This window comes from Enterococcus saigonensis (assembly GCF_011397115.1).
GTDB lineage: Bacteria > Bacillota > Bacilli > Lactobacillales > Enterococcaceae > Enterococcus_C > Enterococcus_C saigonensis.
This window is the reverse complement of record NZ_AP022822.1, coordinates 801,157-818,088: the sequence shown is the minus strand read 5'-3', so window position 1 is coordinate 818,088 and position 16,932 is coordinate 801,157. Positions and strand designations below refer to the sequence as shown.

General features: G+C 32.0%; 12 protein-coding genes and 1 pseudogene. All 13 read right to left on the bottom strand.

The window, feature by feature from the left end:
* Positions 1-22: 22 nt before the first annotated feature.
* The 13 genes and pseudogenes from EsVE80_RS03785 to EsVE80_RS03725 all read right to left on the bottom strand — a co-directional run bounded on the left by EsVE80_RS03785 (position 23) and on the right by EsVE80_RS03725 (position 16,895).
* Positions 23-724: a hypothetical protein gene (locus tag EsVE80_RS03785; protein ID WP_173102507.1), complete on the bottom strand. Its 702-nt coding sequence runs from the start codon at positions 722-724 to the stop codon at positions 23-25.
* Positions 721-1,572 carry an ABC transporter ATP-binding protein gene (locus EsVE80_RS03780; protein ID WP_173102506.1) on the bottom strand — a complete coding sequence of 284 codons (852 nt, stop codon included), beginning with the start codon at positions 1,570-1,572 and terminating at the stop codon, positions 721-723. The genes EsVE80_RS03785 and EsVE80_RS03780 overlap by 4 nt, the downstream gene beginning before the upstream one ends.
* A gap of 801 nt (positions 1,573-2,373) precedes the next feature.
* Positions 2,374-2,649 carry a hypothetical protein gene (locus EsVE80_RS03775; protein ID WP_173102505.1) on the bottom strand — a complete coding sequence of 92 codons (276 nt, stop codon included), beginning with the start codon at positions 2,647-2,649 and terminating at the stop codon, positions 2,374-2,376.
* Between the two features lie 654 nt (positions 2,650-3,303).
* Positions 3,304-3,457, bottom strand: a pseudogene (locus EsVE80_RS14050) (DapH/DapD/GlmU-related protein); the annotation flags it as partial.
* A gap of 342 nt (positions 3,458-3,799) precedes the next feature.
* Entirely contained in the window at positions 3,800-4,189 is a 390-nt protein-coding gene (locus EsVE80_RS03765; RefSeq protein WP_173102503.1) for an RrF2 family transcriptional regulator, read from the bottom strand.
* An 848-nt stretch (positions 4,190-5,037) separates the two neighbouring features.
* Entirely contained in the window at positions 5,038-5,769 is a 732-nt protein-coding gene (qatD, locus tag EsVE80_RS03760) for a Qat anti-phage system TatD family nuclease QatD (protein WP_173102502.1), read from the bottom strand.
* Complete coding sequence (qatC, locus tag EsVE80_RS03755) at positions 5,756-7,036, bottom strand: Qat anti-phage system QueC-like protein QatC (protein WP_173102501.1); 1,281 nt, start codon at positions 7,034-7,036, stop codon at positions 5,756-5,758. The genes qatD and qatC overlap by 14 nt, the downstream gene beginning before the upstream one ends.
* Entirely contained in the window at positions 7,029-7,751 is a 723-nt protein-coding gene (locus EsVE80_RS03750) for a hypothetical protein (RefSeq protein ID WP_173102500.1), read from the bottom strand. Before EsVE80_RS03750 ends, qatC begins: the two co-directional genes overlap by 8 nt.
* Complete coding sequence (locus EsVE80_RS03745; protein WP_173102499.1) at positions 7,752-9,587, bottom strand: KAP family P-loop NTPase fold protein; 1,836 nt, start codon at positions 9,585-9,587, stop codon at positions 7,752-7,754.
* A gap of 742 nt (positions 9,588-10,329) precedes the next feature.
* Positions 10,330-12,087, bottom strand: coding sequence for a DNA methyltransferase (locus EsVE80_RS03740; protein ID WP_332107355.1), 1,758 nt, complete (start codon positions 12,085-12,087; stop codon positions 10,330-10,332).
* Entirely contained in the window at positions 12,078-13,571 is a 1,494-nt protein-coding gene (locus EsVE80_RS03735) for a recombinase family protein (RefSeq protein ID WP_081528343.1), read from the bottom strand. Before EsVE80_RS03735 ends, EsVE80_RS03740 begins: the two co-directional genes overlap by 10 nt.
* Positions 13,564-15,231: a recombinase family protein gene (locus tag EsVE80_RS03730; RefSeq protein ID WP_173102497.1), complete on the bottom strand. Its 1,668-nt coding sequence runs from the start codon at positions 15,229-15,231 to the stop codon at positions 13,564-13,566. Before EsVE80_RS03730 ends, EsVE80_RS03735 begins: the two co-directional genes overlap by 8 nt.
* Complete coding sequence (locus tag EsVE80_RS03725; protein WP_081528341.1) at positions 15,231-16,895, bottom strand: recombinase family protein; 1,665 nt, start codon at positions 16,893-16,895, stop codon at positions 15,231-15,233. Before EsVE80_RS03725 ends, EsVE80_RS03730 begins: the two co-directional genes overlap by 1 nt.
* Positions 16,896-16,932: the final 37 nt, after the last annotated feature.

The window sequence follows — 16,932 nt, the reverse complement described above, 5'->3', positions numbered from 1 at the left end:
GTACTTCAGCTTGTTTTTTACTTTAAAAATCATTTCTTTTAATTTTGAAGAAGCATAGAATATAAAGTAGAACTGTTAACACCAGAGAAATAGAAAAGTCAGACCACGTTATACCATCAACAGCAATAAAACTCAACAAATAAAATGGTGTTCGAAATAAAATTACAAGACCTAACTGAGGTGCTACTAAACTAGTCACAATCGGAAAAATGAAAAGTAGTAATAAATTTATCATCGTCAACGTAACGCCCTCTAAACCAAAATACAAAAATAAAAAGAGCGCTACTGCTAAATAGAACGTCGGTATAAGTAAATACGATATTGCAACGGGTAGTATTTCACTAATCTCTCCATTCACTTGAAATACCATACCGTAGCCAATACATACACTACCAAATAAAAGTGTTGCTATGACCCCAAGAATTAAAGTAGTGGCAATCAAGGAAACTAAGTAGAATATTCTGCCTTGAGAAGATTTGAAAAAATAATTATAGATTTTTGTCCCCTGATCTTCCACCAAAAAATGAACAGCCGTAATAGGAAGTAATAAACTAAAAATAAATGTAGTGGCAGAGACTACTTCCTCAATATCAGGATGATCTCCGATTAAAACACTTAAAATGGGCAAAACTAAACTCAGCAGTAAAAAGACAATTAAATACTTTAAGGCAAATGAAATTACCCGTCGTTTCGTATCTTCTCTAATCAAATTTTGTAGTTTCATCGAGTTCCTCCTTGTCCATCAGCTAATTCAAAATACGCATCAGTTAGACTTTCATGATATTTTCTTATTTCCACAGGAATAATCTCTTGCCGAACTAATTCTCTTATTGCCATTTTTCTATCTCGTTCTTCAATTATCAAAGTATTAGGCCCAAGCTCTTTAAATGAACGATATTGTTGCAATATCTCCTTACCATCAAGCTGTTGATTTTCTGTAAAAATAAACTGAAAACACAAACTACTTTCATTTTTTAAATCTAAATGCCGGACAATTTCACCATTTCTAATAAAATAAACGCGATCACATAGTTTTTCTAAATCGTCTAAAATATGGCTTGAAATAACAATCGTAATCTTCATTTTTTCCGCTAACATTTTCAAAGTTTTAATTGTTTGTTTGACACCATCTGGGTCTAGGCCATTCATTGGCTCATCTAAAATTAGTAACTCACTTTTATTTATTAAAGCCAATCCCATTCCCAGTCTTTGTTTCATCCCCAATGAAAAAGATTTGACCTTCTTTTTCTTATATTCTGTCATATCAAATATCTTCTCAATAAAGTTGAAGTCATAAGAATCTTCAACCATTGAAGCAAAATACTGCAAGTTTTCTCTCGCCGTTTTATTCGGAAAAAATTTCGGTCCGTCAATTAACATTCCAACGTTATTTTTCTGTTGAACTTCTCCTTCAAAATTAACAATTAATCCACTCATAATTTTCATAGTTGTTGTTTTACCTGCTCCATTAGGTCCTACTAAACCCACAATTTCACCAGGGTTTGCTTCAAGATTAATATTTTCTAAAATAAGTTTATTGTTGATTTTTTTTGAAACTCCTATTAATTTCATTTTTTCTCTCCTTATTTATTTTCTTTTCTTTTTTTTCACAATAAATAAACAACGGAATCAGACAAAGTTGAAACAGTGCGCCAAAAATTCCTAAAAATAACATACATCTTGCTCCTTTCATCGATAGCAAGATGCTAACAGCATTATGAACAAAACGTAATGGTAAAAAAATTCTTATTTTCAGAAAAAAATTAGAAATGCTAAATCTTTGATTTCTATTCATCAAAAAAACGTTTGACTAACCATAGTTTATTATAAAATAATTGTATAAAATCAACAAAAAAAATGTCAATTATCAACGAAATTGACATTTATATTTTTATATCGTTATATCTTCATCGTCGTTAAAACCATTCTATATCTTTTTTAAGAGTAACACTCTAGAAAAAATTTTATAGATTATCCAAAACCTTTTTTGTTTTCTTATTGTAACCAAATTTTTCTATGTTCTATTTATAGAAATTTGCTTTAATAAAAAAGAACAACATTATCCTTTTAAAAAAGGCAAAACAACTCTAATGCATTAGTAAATCAACATCTAATAAAGTTAGAATTATTCCTCTTTAAGCCAATAGTACAAGCCTAGATTCTCTTCTGGTAATATTTGACAAGCGTTTAGTTAAAGAGCATAAAATATTATACAGTCTAAAAACTCCGGTAAAATGTGATGAAAAAGGGCAAAAAGTAGGATCAAAAAACACTTACTAGTAACTTTTTAAGGTGAAATCCAACTAACTTCCAAGTTTTCTCTGCAATGAAGTTTAGATTCAATCTGCAACTTACATAGTAAAGAGAGCAAACTCAATAATGTTCATGCTCTAATTTATTTACCCCACAAGTTCCAAAATTCATCTCACGTATGAAGTCATTGTCTGAATTACACATTTCAAGTTTTAAATTGTTTTCGAGATTATCACTATCTAGCTCTCTTTGTTGTGCTACACCTGCTCCGATTATTCTTGAGACCACCATTTTGATGGCCCAAGCTACATCACTACTCGTTTCAACACTCTGAATAACTGCCACTGCTTTATAAGCAACCACACTCAGACCAGCCTTTAGGAATATGGAAGACATTTCTAACTCAATATGAATATTTCCGCTTTTTTTAGCAACTCTATCTCAAACCCGTTTTTGTACTTGCATGGGCTTTGGCATTCCTTCATTTGAAAAGTCGGTACCAGAAGAATCACTCTCTTAAAAATCATCTTTCCACTAGATTTCAGCCGTTTTTTTAATACCTTAATTGTACTTTCAGGATTTGGAAGATACATTACCATAATGACACCCAAAGGCTCAACTGAATAATCCAGCTGATACATCTCAGTAGTGATAAATTGAATATTTTTTATCTTTTTTTCAACTTGTACCTTCTGTACAGAAAGAACCGCTTGCTTTTATCGAAGTTGACAATTTCTACTCATTCACCGAACAACTTGTTCAAAAAAACTATTCCCGTTCTACAAGCGCCATCCAAAATTCACATATCTTTTTATTTCAGCATGAGAAAATAGTAATTGGGTAAAAAGCATTACTGCTAGTTTTCATTCACCTACTCTTTTTAAACAAAGAACTACTTTTCTTTAGCAACAAAATTATTGATTATTTCTGCTAATTCTTTACTATCTTTATTTACATCTAGTGACAAAAGATACGCCCGATTAGTTTTAAAAAAATCTGGAGTCAATTTTGAAAAATCAAGTGTTTCAAGAACGCGAATTGCTTCTTCGTTAAAGCGGTATTTAATGACTTTGGCAGGATTCCCCCCAACTATTGCATATGGGGGAACGTCTTTGGTCACTATGCTACCTGCAGCAATAACCGCTCCTTGACCAATCGCTACGCCGGAGACAATAATCGCGTTAGCTCCAATCCATACATCATCTGCAACATCGATTCCTCCTTTAGCTTTCACATCAGCTTCATAACTGACAAAAAAAGCATCATATGGAAAGCTTAAAAATCGCGAGTAATCATGTTCTCCTCCCATTAAAAAAGTAACACCATCCGCAATTGAACAAAAATTTCCAATGCTTAATTTTTCGTTATCAGCTCCCCAAGAACGTATGGTTAGTTCACCATATGTATAATTACCAACAGTTACTTTATCGATTGGAAATTGGTAATCTTTCACAGTCGTTGTATTATGAAAATTTTTACTTCGCCATATTTTTTCAAATTCTTTAAAATCCATGTCTTGATCCATATTATTTACTCCTTATAAAATTTATAAGCCCTTCAAGTCAGATAACTTTTTGTTTTTTAGTTCTTCCCACATAGCGGTTTGTACTTCTTGCAGTGTTTGCTGGATAGGGCAATCAGTAGGTGATTCTACTAAACAAATCAAAGACTCTGGCATACCTTCAATTGCTTGAATAACATCAAAAAAGGTAATCGTTTCAATTGACTTATTCAAACGATAACCACCTTTTACACCAGAAACAGAAGCGATTAAACCGGCTTTGGATAATTGGGTTAAAATTTTTGATAAATAAGAAGGTGAAACATCAAATTTATCCGAGAGTTCATTAATACTCAGATATTCTTTATTGGTGCTATTCTGAACTAAATAGGTTACTACGTGTAATCCCATATTCGTTGCCTTAGTAAATTTCATTGATTTACTCCCTTCTAATTAAAGATAAACAAAGTCTATAATATCTTTTATTAAATATCTTGTCAATGTTTACAATTCTCCCACCAAAACAATAGCCCCAATACTAAAAAAAGGCATTCGAAACTATTCCAGTAAACAAAAATAAAAAAAGATGCTTTTCAATATAATTACAAAGTACCTAAATGCCTTCCTCATATATAATGGATTTGAACAATTTGATTATCTCTGAACTAAAAACTACTTTCTAGTGATATTTGCTAGCTAAAAATAATATAAATACACTACATCTCAAAAAATCAAAAGAGTAATAAATCTCCCACACATTTGATCGAGAAGTTCAAAAACAAAAAAGCAGACTATCCCTATCAGATAGTCTGCTAAACGTTGGTATATCAGCGTTTTTCTTATTCTGCAGCGTTTGCGTCTTTGAGACCGTATTGAGAGCTGGATTGCTTTCTGGTGGTACCTGATAGGTAGAAAACAGGGTAAGTACGGTATTCTTGCGGAATTATAAAATCTAATGAACCCCAGTAAAATTTGATTGAGAAGGTCAAAAGTATGGTCAAAAAATACTCGTCAGTATATTAATTTTACTTGGTCAACTCTATTATTTCAGCATTTCTAGACTGATCAATAGAGATTACAAATCTCATTTTGATTTATATCCAGCCATTTGTTTTTTTTACGAGGACTCGCGCGCTTTTTTATAGGCAGATTGACCAGAATGCTGTGTAGGTTAGTCATAGGTCTTCGCATCTTGAATTTGTCGTTTAATTTTGTGGACAGTCCCGTATTTAACTACTTTATAGATTGTTTGAATCGACCAACCAATCGAAATAATGTATGAATCATACTTCCAGTAATTTTCTTTGATTTACCATTAATTGTTTGACAAAATCATCTAAATTTACATGTAGTTTTGATGCAATCGTTTTTGTAACGTCCAATAAATACTCTGATAAATATGTTGATTCATTACTAAAGGCAAATGGAAAATCAGATTCTAATAATATCCTTTCCAAAGGAACTTTCTGAACAACTGATAGAGTACTTGAAGATGAGAGCATGCTCTTGTTAATTGAAAAATAGCATCCTAAATCTAATAATTTTTCTAGTTGCTTAATATCTCCACTAAACCAATGCAATATTTTTTTGCTATTTGGATATTTCATTATCATGTCTGTAATCAAATTTTCTGATTTTCTTGAATGGATAGTTAAAACTTTATTAGGCATTTCATCACAAAGCCATAAAATATTCTCAAAAATCTCTATTTGTCTTGATAAACTTGCCTTGTATCGGTTACTTCCATCAATCCCTATCTCACCTATATATCTTGCTTTTGTCAATTGGATTTCAAATTTGTTTAGTTGATTCGGAAACTGCCCAACTAACTCGGGATGATATCCTAGAGCATGTTTCAAGTATTTTGATTCAGGAATTATTACCTTATTTTTTTCGAATAGAGAAGGTAAATTAGAAACGGCGATTGTATAAATCTGCTGTTCATTAATATTTTTAATGAAATTTTTTCTATTTTTAGCTAAATCAACATGACAATGAGTATCAAGATATTTCATTTTTTTCAACCTCATATATCAATTGTTGAATTTCTTTCATTCCAACAGAATAAACTCTAGCATAATCTTTGATGTTAGATCCAACCGGTCCCGAATATTGTACTCTAGCCAATAAATTGGAATTATTATATTTATTTTCTGAGATTCGCAAAGCATTGAAAGTCTCTTTACCAATCTTATTTTCATAATTTTTGTATCGGTACGGCGTGCTATCCTGTATCCCTGACGCCAATATTGATGCTCTTCTTATAGTGCAGGGCACACAATATCCACAATGAATAGGCTCAGAAAAACCACTCCATCTTCCTTGTTCTGGATGCGAACACGACATAGTATTTTGAATATTTTTTTCTAAAAAAACTAAATCACTACAATGAGTAATCATTTCCCCCTTCGTACTGAATTGGTAAGGATTATTAATCGTTATATTTATCCCAATCGAAGAAAGAAGTTCTCCAAATAATTTTATATAATGCGGGTGAGTTGTTCTTGTACTGCTACTTCCATTTCTAGAATAATATAAGGGGACATTCAGGGATACAAAACCATTTTCTGGTATTGTCAGACAACCTCCTTCTGGAACTAATGCAATAGCGTGCGAGAAAAACATAAATGATCTACTTCTCGTGGTTGGTTCATCTTCTCCGGTTAATGATTTAAGTGCCGCTGAATAAAATGAAACAAAATTGTCTGTACTCAGAGATTCAAAACGTTCACATAAATTATGAATTAAGAGTTCTTGATAACTTTTTGTTCCTTTACTACCGCCTCCATAATGACTCACAAAAATAGGATTAGGGTTTCTAGAAGAATTTAAAATATCAATAGCACCTATAAATGAATCCAAACCTCCGGAAAACATACATACATGCTTATTGTCAGCTTTTATATTTTTTTCAAGTAACTTAGTCTCCTGAATATTTAAATCTCTTTGAGAGAATTCAAATTCCCACTTGTCGCCAGTCAAGAAGTCTAAAATTTCTTGTAGTGTTGCTTTTACACTATTCCAACAATCTGGAAGTAGAACTGGGATATTCATTTGAATTTTACGCGTCCATGAATCTAAGGCGCTATTTCTAGGAATACGTCTATCTGCGGCATAGACAAAGTCTGAAATATATAACAAGTCCAAACGTATTTCATTAATTGACACATTTGATAAGCGTAAAATACCTTCAAAAAAAGTATCACGATAAGAATCGGATGCTTTCATATCTATCATAAATTCAAAATTATTTGAAGAAACCGAACCAATATTCTCATTCATAATTTCCACCTACTATCTCCATCGTTGCATTAAAAACTTGATTCACTATTGATCTTGGTTCCTGATTTAACTCTGAATTCTTCAACAGTACATAAATTTTAGCATCCACAAAATCTCGTAAGTCCTGTTCTTTTGCTGCAAGTCTTGATGGATCATCTACAAATTTTTCAACACCATATCCTAAATCCTTCAATAGTAAGCCTGTAATGTAATTTACGAAATACTCACATAGTAAATCATCAAATACTTCCCCAGATATACTATCTAATTGTTCTATACCTAATCCCGACTCCTCAACAACCATGTAGAATGAGGACATTGTATCTAGTGTTGCTTGCCTTGCAACTGATTCTTCTTTTGTACTTCCTTTAGGAGAAATTTGTCCTGCCAGCTCACTGATAATCTCTACTAAAGATTTTCCTTCAGATGAAATACGAAAATTACTCAAAGTTTGTAAGAGGCCCACAGTATTAATATGGTTAAACAAATCAACTAATCCGATGAAGCCAGCCTTCCCCCCCGTTGCTGAATTAGCAAGAGAAGCATGTCCACCGCTAGCTTTAACAAACTTTCCAAATAGTCTTGACGTATTTCCCCCAGTACTATTTAAAAACTTTCCAAATTCTGTTTTTGCATTTTGCCAGCTATTATCATCGAAATCATCTGGTAACAGCGGATTCTTTTCCGGTCCCGTAAATGACGAAGATGTTCCCATCTATTTCACCTCTGATTTTTCTATTGCTTTATCAAGCTCTCCATTTTTATTTCTCCATGATTGAATTATTTTTATAACTCGGTTATCGGGATGACTTTCCAACAAGTACTGGAAAATCACTGGTCCAGCACCGATATTTATCTTTTCTCCATCTAAGCTATTTAAGAAGAAAATTGTTTCATCCAAAATATCAATATTGCTTGTTACCCAAATAAAGAATGATTTAAATTGAGAAAAGTTGTATTTTCCATTATTTATTTTGATATCACTAGAAAGTATTTTTGAAATTTCAACCCTATCAAAAAGAGATAACTGATCTTTGCTTTTAACAGCTGCTTCGAGAGTTGCTGAGCCTCCTGAAGTAAGCATTTGTAACGTTTTTTGAGCGTCTTTACTTAAGTTCAAAGACGAAAGTTTAACAGGATTTCGAAGAGAATCTCTAGTGAAAAATAGATACCCTCTCAAATCTTTATCATTTAAAGATGGATTTATTTTTAACCACTTTTCACTCCAGTCATCTTGGAAAAAGGTCATCAATGCATTTTCATCTTCCTTGCCCACACCATTCTCCAAAAACGAAAACTCATTAACAATACCATTTGATGATTTCCCTGCTAAAATTGTGATTTGCTCATATGCGGCAGGCTTGAAATACTCAACCAGCATAATTTTTGTCAATACATTCCTATTTAATTCGATACCATAAGACTTGGCCATAATTTCACGCATTCTCATAGAGTTTAAAAATCTCTTACATTGTCGAGGATTACCATTTAACCCAACGGCTAACAACCCAGCAAGCTGTTGAGCAGTACTATAAATCCCTGATAATACGTTATAGTAATCTTCTTCTGAAAATTCACTGATTGCATTACTTAATGTAAAATCAAGTATATTGTTTCTTCGTTTTTTATTAATGGTATCGAAAATAGACATGCTCTTTCCAATATCAAATGTATCTTCCAATAAAAGGCAAAAAACGTAAAATTCGACTTCATTAGAATCTAGTTGAGGTATCTTAATTGGATATTGGACAAGTTTTTCTAGATACTCTTTACCAATATCTATCTGGTTACCTTTTATCTCGGAGAATTTTCTTTCTACAGAATAAGAAATATGACGCTCATCCGCTCCAATTATAAAAATAGTATTTCCAGTAAAAACAAAAAGTCTCATAGCTTCTAAAGTTTCAATGATTGTATCTGGACTGCACCGATCCAACTCATCAATAAAAATTACCAATTTATCAATTTTGCTATCCTCTAATAATTCTGCAAAATTCTCTTGAAATAACTTTAAATCTTCCCTTAACTCAGTAAGATTCAACTCTTCACGAATGCTATTCACTGTTTTTTCAATCTGAGATTCCGGTATGTCTTCGCCCGTAATTTCTTTAAACTTGGAAGCAACTTGATCAACGATTATACCTATTCCACCAGTATTTATTAAATCTACAGAATATTTAATTCCTTTGCTCATTAGTTTGAGCTTATCAACACTTCGAAATAATCCCTTTAAAACTTGCTTTCCTTTACTAGTTAATGTTGCGTTTTTCTCAATGGTATCCAAAATACTTTCTAGTAATACAGTTTTAGCATCTTCATACCCTTCAAACATCCATCCATTAAAATTAAGGGTTACAATCTTTTCTTGATCATTTTGATCATTAAGATTTCTAATCGCCATTTTTATTAGACTTGATTTCCCAGAACCCCAGTCACCATATACCCCAATTGTTGCTGGAAGTAACTTATCATTATCGATCAGATTCGTTAATAAATTTGTTAGGTGTCCAAAATTTAAATAGTCAATTTCAGTTTCACTATCTTTCCACATTGCATGTCTCACCTTCTTGATTATTAATAATAATTATATCACGAACTTTCGTTATAATTGCATAACAGAAAATAGTTTATTTATAGAGTGGGAATAAAGAGCAACATTATATGGATGGAGAATCCCTTGACATCAGCATTCTTCAATATCTAAAGTGCTTGATTTTCATTAAATATAAGATGGTTCCCTACCATTTTCCCTACCAAAAAACCCTTGTCAGATTAACGACTGACAAGGGCTTTTTCTTTTGTTCACTACTTTTTAAGACCTGGTTAGACTCCCTATTTTTTGAATTCTTTTAGAAAAGCTTTAATGTCGACGGATTTCGTCTATACAATCAACAAAAATTTTACTTGTTTTTATACTATTTGAAAGCAACGGTGTCAACTTTTACAAAGAAACAGGTACAAATATACTCGACTAATAAAGCCACTGAGACGCGTATTGATTCATTATTGATTCTTCAATTCTTTCTCAGTATCGAAAACCAACTTTTTTATTTGCTCTAATTCGTCAATGCTATCATTATTTTTCAAATTTTTCCTATTCCTCTAAGGCGTTTTTTAATCAGATTATTCTGTCATTCAAAATAATCGTCTTCGAATATGTCGAAAAATAAATCTTCAAAATTAAAATTTGTAATTCGACCGCATAACTATAAAGATTATTGTTCATTTTCGAATTGTAACAGTTTATCTGTAATACCTTACGTATTATTAATACTAATCAACTCAAACTTGTACTAAAATTTCTCTATTTCACGTCTATATAGTTTTAATAAGTATTCAAAACGGTCTTCGTCAGAATTGAACGGCTGTTTTCTATATAATTTTTCAACCTCTCTATCTAATTTATTATGAGCCTTCCTCAAATCTGGGGGCATAAGTTTTGAATATAAATCTTTTATTTTTTCTCCTATTTTAAAATATTTTTCTCTAATAGTAAGAACATTATCAACTAAATTTGCTACCGTTTCTTCTTGCGTTTTATTTGTTTCTGGAAAAACAAAAGTGTTATATACCAAAGTATTTGAATAACTATAATCACTTTTTAGTCTTCCTACTGTAACTTTCATCCAACACATGTGCATTCGCGATTCAAGAATTCCAAAAATGTATTTATCCGCATTAGGCAACTGGAAAGTTTTATTTGTTGCAATTGTAGGATACTTCTCAAATATTATTGGAACATATTCTCGATTACCTGATGTCACGATTGGGATAACTAAGAAATCACCATCTAAAACTCTATCACTATATAAAAGAGTTGGTGTATCTACCATTTGATTTGCAAGTATATCTTTACTATTTTTTCTATCACTTTTGACTTTGTTTAGTCTCTCTAAAACTTCGTTTGTTGAGTTTATCAAAGATGGTTTAGCATCTTTAAGATAAAGTACATATCGCTTAAAATTATTTGTTAATTCTTTAGCACCTATTAATGGTCTCATGTATTCTTTCGTCCATGGTATTTTTCTTATAAACTCTTGGTACTCTTTTTCTTTGAACATTAATGCTGTTCCTGTCGACATATTGGAACCATAGATCATATCGGGTTTCCCCGAAATCTGTTTGTACATAGCAGTTAATTTAACTGATTTCATCGGTAAAAGATACTCATTAATATTTGACACTTCCACAAGTTGTGCCTCTGCTTTTAACGAACTGTACTTATATAATTTTCTCTGCTTCTTTTTGATTTTACTAAAGCCTGTAATAATAACGTGAACTTTTGCACCGTTATTATCCCATTCAAAGGTTTGATGAGCAAAATTAATATTAAATCCCTTATTAAATAATTCAGAAAATAAATTTATGGCTTGTGTTCCTTGAGCAATAGAATTAGTCGATACAAAAGCTGTTTCGATTAAAGGATTATATTCCATCATTTTACTTGCTTTTATAAACCATCCAGAAACGTAATCTAAATTTGATATACCTTTCCATTTAGGAGCGACAGACTTTAATTCTTTTTGATTATCAACTGATTTCGCATTATGCCCAATAAAGGGTGGATTTCCTAAAATATAGCTTAATTTTGTTACTGGTACTATATCTTTCCAATCTACTTTTAAAGCATTGTCTACATATATATTAGCTCCAGCATGTAAGGGTAGCCTTACAAAATATTGCCCAAATTTATTTGAAGCTTCCATGTTCATTAAATGATCGATTAACCATAAACCTAATTTAGCTATTGAAGCAGCGTAAGGTTGTAACTCAACTCCATAAAATTGACTGACTTCTACTATTATTCTGTCTTCAATAGTTAATAAAGTATCTTGATATTCTGCACCCATTGTTCCTCTGTTATCCTGTTTCCATTCCTGAATAAGTACTTCACTAACAACTTCATGCTCTAGCCTCCTCAATTCTCTATAAGCTAACATTAGAAAATTTCCAGATCCCTCTCGTGTCAAGCGACTGACACAAAATATATTGTCTATTTTTAGATAGCAAAAAGAGAGTGATTTCTCACTCCCTCTTGCGTCTATTTCCATATGATTTTTTGAACTATACTGCCTTCACAGATAACCGACTCAACATACTTTTCCATAAGTTCTCGTGTAAGTTCATTATCTGTTACTACTTCTGTTTCGTTAGAAGATAGTTTTATCTTTTCTTCTAGCTTACTAATTTCATTATCTATCTGATTTTTACTTTCTACAAACTTAACTTTCGTCATTTTCCCAAGTTTATATTTTTCAAAATCAGACATCTTTTTTGCCTGAAGCTTTTCTATCTTTTTCTCTATATCTTTAATGCTTATTTTTTCTTTGAGCTTTACTTCTACTTCACCATATTTCTCTTTAATAAGCGAAAGCACCTGTTCCTCTAATTTATCAACTCTTGAGTTTTTATGTTCAACATTATTACACTTGCAGATCCTACAATGAAAATACTTGTGTATTCTCATGCTTCCATCCGGTCGTTTAAACTTTGATTGAGTAAGTCCCAGAATATGGTTACAAGTAGGACATCTTGCGAAGCCTTGTAATGGGGAATGCTTTCTCCATGTATAGTCAGTATTTTTCCCTTTTAAGAAACTATTATTTTCTTTGATAGCTTGAACCCTTTCAAACTCTTCTCTTGAAACGATAGCTTCATGGTGGTCATAAACTCTACCCCATTCTTCTTTAGGATTAAATTTAAAACTACCAGGAGTCAATACCGACTTTTCTTGCATATTGAAGACATAAGTGCCTGTGTAATTTTCATTGGATAAAATATCTACCACTGTACCATTTGTCCATGTTGGTGCATCTCTTGTATCTGATGATACTATGTTATATTCATAATCCATATTTGTAAGTTCTTTTTTACGTTCGTTTGGTGTTGGTATATTCTCTTCATTCATAACTGCTGCAATCTTTCTTGATGCAAGTCCTGTAAGTGCTAAGTCATATACCTTCCTCACAATCCAAGCTGTCTTATCATCAATAATGATGTTGTGCTTATCATCTGGATCTTTCATATAACCAAATGCTGGACTCCATGCAAGAAACTTTCCTTGCTTCTTAAGTTCTGTAGTAACTGTCTTTACTTTCTGCGAAATATCTTTTGTATAAAAGTCATATAGCAAACCTTTAAACTGAATATCAAGGTCTGTTCCATTCCCTTTTTCCTTATCACTATCATAGCCATCATTAATCGCAATAAATCTAATACCAAGAAAAGGAAATATATTCTCCAGATAATCACCGAGCGAAATATAATCCCTCATAAATCTCGATAAGTCTTTTACAATTATGGCATTGATTTTACCATTCTTAACTCCTTCTAGCATTCTTTGAAAAGATGGTCTTTTCTCATTTGTACCTGTATATCCGTCATCAATGTATTCTTCTCTTTGAAAACTTTTAAATTCATCATTTCTATCAAGAAAATCATTCAGGAAATACCTTTGATTGATGATACTTTCGCTCTCATCTTTCTTCATCTGATCTTCTACAGATAATCTAATGTAAAGTGCAATTTTACTCAATATTAACACCTCCCATCAAACTATCCATATTAAATTTAAAGATTATTTCAAAGTTATGATTGCCATAGACAATTATCTTTTCCACTAAGCTATGAATTAAATCAGATGGTAATTTTTCAACCTTTTTTGCCGAAAATACGTCCTTAATCCACTTAATAGATATTTTCTTATCCCTTTCAAGGTCTTTTACAACCTTTTCAATAGCAATAACTTCATTATTGATTGTTGCAATATGGCTAAGAGTAATCTCTCTTTTAAGGCTATATACTTCCCTATCAATCTTGCCTAAGCTATATTCTTCATAAGCTTTTTGAATTAGGAATTCTTCCTTCTCTGTCTTAATTTTAAGCTTTGAAATATCTTCGTTTAGCTTATCTATACTTTCAAAAAACCTAGCAGACACTCTTTCTATTAGCTTTGCCTTGCTTGTAGCCTTAGTAATAAACTTTGCTACCTTTTCAGACATTGCCTTATCAAGCTCTCTTTCCATAATAAATACTCCTACTTCGTTATCTATCTTGCCTGTGCAAGTATCGTTTTGAAAAGAGTAATAAAGCCTATCATGGTTTGTCCCGTAAATTCTGGTTCTTCGATAAAGTTCCTTACCTGTTGCATTATTAAAAATCAAGCCCTTATATCTATTCTCATAATCTCTTTCAAAGTTATGCATCTCTGCACCAAAAGCATTGTTCTTTAATCTATTTGCTCGCCCTTGCAGCACTTTTTCAAAGTCTTCTTTTGAGATAATAGGTTCATGAGCATTTTCATATATAATATGCTGGCTTTCATCTACAAATTGTTGCTTCATTCCTTTTGCAAGATTTTGTTGCTTAACGCCTTGCACCAAAGTTCCTGTATAAGTTCTATTAGTAAGCATTTTGGAAATAGTACCTTTATTCCACTGCGGATCACCATCCCGTCTATAAATTCTACCTGTTTTGTAATAGACCATTCCTGTAGCATAACCCATAGTATTAAAGTGTTTTGCAACCTCATATTGGCTTTTCCCTCCAAGTGTTAGTCGGAACATTTCTTCAACAATGAATCGAACATTCTCATCAACTTCTAACTTCTGTCCCTCTTTTAATTTCACTACCTTATATCCATAGGGCGGAACAGAACCAATAAAATATCCATTTCTTGCCCTATTATGTTTGCTTGTCTTTATCTTTACAGAAATGTCTTTAGCATACATATCATTGACGATATTCTTAAGAGTTACTTCAAATGACTTCTTTGAGTCTAAATCCTTAACGGTATCAACCTTATCATTAACAGAAATAAACCTTACTCCCAAGAACGGAAATACCTTGTCTATGAGTCTTCCCATCTCAAGATATTCTCTTCCAAGTCTTGATAAGTCCCTTATGATAATACAATTAATTCTTCTTTCACGAATATCTTGCATCATTTCCTGGAACTGTGGTCTTTCAAAATTTGTCCCACTATATTCATAGTCTGTGTAAATATTTACGACTTTGATATTTTCCTTTAAAGCATACTCTTTACAACAAAGCACCTGTGTTTCGATAGACGATGATTTCTCACGCCATTCTTCTTTTCTTTCACTGGATAATCTTGTATATACTCCTGCTTTATAGAATACTTTTTGTGCTTGTTCTTCGTTTTTTCTTATATATCTTTTGGAAGTCCTTGCCATTAACAAACACCTCCAACTGCAAGCTTAGGTTCAACTCTTTCTAAATGCTCACCAAATAACTTGCCCATTGATATTAGTCTTGCATTATGTGTATCCTTAGCTTCGACCTTATCACTATCTACAATCGCTTGAAGCAGATTCACTGTTTCAATATTGTTGAAGACAAAGTTAATTGCATTATCCTCTCCAATCTCAATACGATCTATAAAAGACACTAAAGACAATCGATTCAGTTCACCATTTTCAGGATTAGGAACTATCTCAGAAACGAAACTACCTTTATCGTTTATCTTCATTTTCAGTTCATCTACGATATTTTGCTTTGTAATAATTTGTTTCTCAATTTCTCTAATCTTGATAAGATAATTTTTTCTAAATCGTTCAAATTCCTCAGTCGTAATAAGTTCTTCTTCTAAATCCATGTAAAGAGATTGTCTAAGTCTTTCATGCTTTCTTTTTTCTGCATATAATGACTCAAAATCAACTTTTAATTTAAACTTTGACACATCTATTTCGCTAACTTTTTTAAGCAGTTCATTGTACTTAGATAGATATTCATTTAATGCATGAATAGTTGCATGAGTAACATAGTCTTCTTTTACACTATGTCTTGAACACTCTCCAGCATTGTTATATTCAGAGCAAATGTAGAAAATCTTATCTCTTACTTTTCGCCTAATCATAGGACTTTCACAATCTTTGCAATAAAGCATACCTGATAATATATATGGCTTATCTTTAGACTGTTTCACATCACGAAGTAGCATTTTGTTTGCAAGTGCAAAGATGGATTTTGATACTATGCTTTCATGAGCATTTTCTATTGTTATCCAGTCTTCTTTGGAAACATCGACTTCGTGCTTTGATTTATAATTTAACTTTGTGGTTTTTCCTTGTTCCAGGACACCAATATAAACCTTATTTGAAATAATACGGTTTACCATCTTAGCATCCCACTTTGCTTTTTTCACAACAAAACCAGTATTGAAGTTATCACCATTATTTTCTTTGTGCTTTGATGGTGTAACTGTTCCAATACTGTTTAGAAAGTCGGCAATAGCCTTTGAGGAATAACCCTCTATTTTCATATTAAATATTCGCTCAATGATATGAGCTACTTCTGTATCAACTACAAGCTGATGTTTGTTCTTATCATCTTTCTTATATCCAAAAGGAGCAAATGATCCAATAAACTCGCCATTCTTCCTTTTCACCTCTTTTGATGATTTCACTTTCATAGAAATATCTCGACAATAACTGTCATTGATAAAATTTCTAATTGGAAGTATTAAATGTGTATCACTAACATCTGCATTATCACTATCATAGTTATCATTTACAGATATGAAGCGAATACCTTTTTCAGGAAATATCTTTTGCAGATACTTCCCAGACTCAATATAATCTCTACCAAAACGAGATAAGTCTTTTACCATAATGATAGAAAACTTTCCTTTATTCAGGTCATCAATCATATTCTTGAAATTTGGACGCTCAAAATTAGAACCACTATATCCATCATCTACATATTCATAAGATAGATCTATGTTCTTTTCTTTAGCGTAAGATTTGATTATTTGTCTTTGATTTGAAATAGAGTTACTTTCATTACTGTCCCCATCTTCTCTTGAAAGACGAAGATACATACACGCAGTATTTCTCATAACAATCCTCCTAAAATGATATTTTGGCAAATAGTCA

What these genes read in the sequence shown, in the direction of transcription:
- EsVE80_RS03785 (WP_173102507.1), bottom strand. Translation starts at nt 724, where the DNA reads ATGAAACTACAAAATTTGATTAGAGAAGATACGAAACGACGGGTAATT.
- EsVE80_RS03780 (WP_173102506.1), bottom strand. Translation starts at nt 1,572, where the DNA reads ATGAAATTAATAGGAGTTTCAAAAAAAATCAACAATAAACTTATTTTA.
- EsVE80_RS03775 (WP_173102505.1), bottom strand. Translation starts at nt 2,649, where the DNA reads ATGTCTTCCATATTCCTAAAGGCTGGTCTGAGTGTGGTTGCTTATAAA.
- EsVE80_RS03765 (WP_173102503.1), bottom strand. Translation starts at nt 4,189, where the DNA reads ATGAAATTTACTAAGGCAACGAATATGGGATTACACGTAGTAACCTAT.
- qatD (WP_173102502.1), bottom strand. Translation starts at nt 5,769, where the DNA reads ATGAAATATCTTGATACTCATTGTCATGTTGATTTAGCTAAAAATAGA.
- qatC (WP_173102501.1), bottom strand. Translation starts at nt 7,036, where the DNA reads ATGAATGAGAATATTGGTTCGGTTTCTTCAAATAATTTTGAATTTATG.
- EsVE80_RS03750 (WP_173102500.1), bottom strand. Translation starts at nt 7,751, where the DNA reads ATGGGAACATCTTCGTCATTTACGGGACCGGAAAAGAATCCGCTGTTA.
- EsVE80_RS03745 (WP_173102499.1), bottom strand. Translation starts at nt 9,587, where the DNA reads ATGTGGAAAGATAGTGAAACTGAAATTGACTATTTAAATTTTGGACAC.
- EsVE80_RS03740 (WP_332107355.1), bottom strand. Translation starts at nt 12,087, where the DNA reads ATGGAAATAGACGCAAGAGGGAGTGAGAAATCACTCTCTTTTTGCTAT.
- EsVE80_RS03730 (WP_173102497.1), bottom strand. Translation starts at nt 15,231, where the DNA reads ATGGCAAGGACTTCCAAAAGATATATAAGAAAAAACGAAGAACAAGCA.
- EsVE80_RS03725 (WP_081528341.1), bottom strand. Translation starts at nt 16,895, where the DNA reads ATGAGAAATACTGCGTGTATGTATCTTCGTCTTTCAAGAGAAGATGGG.